Source organism: Helicobacter sp. T3_23-1059 (assembly GCF_053654515.1).
In genome coordinates this window covers 1-830 of record NZ_JBSIUV010000173.1, presented here as the reverse complement: position 1 = coordinate 830, position 830 = coordinate 1, and the positions used below count along the sequence as shown (strand labels likewise).

The following is an 830-nucleotide window of genomic DNA, read 5'->3' as shown; positions in this document are numbered from 1 at the left end:
CTATCATTTTTAATATCCACACTTTGCACCAATCATTTGGCAATATATCCCAAATAAGCACTAAATAATTATCTCGCCATAGGGGGTTTATAAGTTTGGATTTTTCTTTTTTATAATAGACTTGTTGTGCTGAAATATTATAATCACGCAATTCTTGCGATAAAAGCTGTGCTATGATTTTGCCATCTTGTAAGTCTGGCTTATCGCGCACATTTACGATAAAGTCATTTATGTTTGTTGTTGTGATAGCTAGGGCGGAGGTGGGGAGAGGTTTAAAGACTTCGGTGTATGGTAAATGTTTAATCACATATTCATAAAGTTGTGTTTTTGGATTATATTCATTATCCTCCCAAGAGGTGATAGACTCTGGAAAATTTAATATTTGATTTTGTGGTAAGATTTTATGGGATTTGATTATGCCTAGACAAATATCAACGCCATTTTCATCAAGGCTCGGTGCATCATTAAGATAAAAATCATATTTTGGAAAGGTAATATTTTCTTTTATGCTGTTTTTCTTATCGTAAGTATTCCAAGTGGCTATATACCACTCACATTCCACTTCAATCGGCACAAGCACCGAGCCAAAGCGTGAATCAAAAAATCGCTTTTGTTGCGATTCGCTAAATCCAGCTTTTGAGAGAATCTCTTTTGCAAAGTCGTAGTTTATGTCGTAAGGAATTTTTATATATTTTAGTGCTCGTGGCATATAGGATTCATCATCTATGCTTTTTTGGAAATCTTTAGCATAAAGGACGGCATAGTTTATATATGGATTATTTTGCGGGAAAAAGATTAAATCAATGTTTTTATTGTGCTTTATATCAAAG

1 protein-coding gene is annotated in these 830 nt (G+C 33.5%); it reads right to left on the bottom strand.

What is annotated here, in order from left to right; translation table 11 throughout:
• Positions 1-830, bottom strand: an 830-nt coding sequence (locus ACWIX0_RS13890) for a hypothetical protein (protein WP_454174571.1), incomplete at both ends; no start/stop codon positions are given.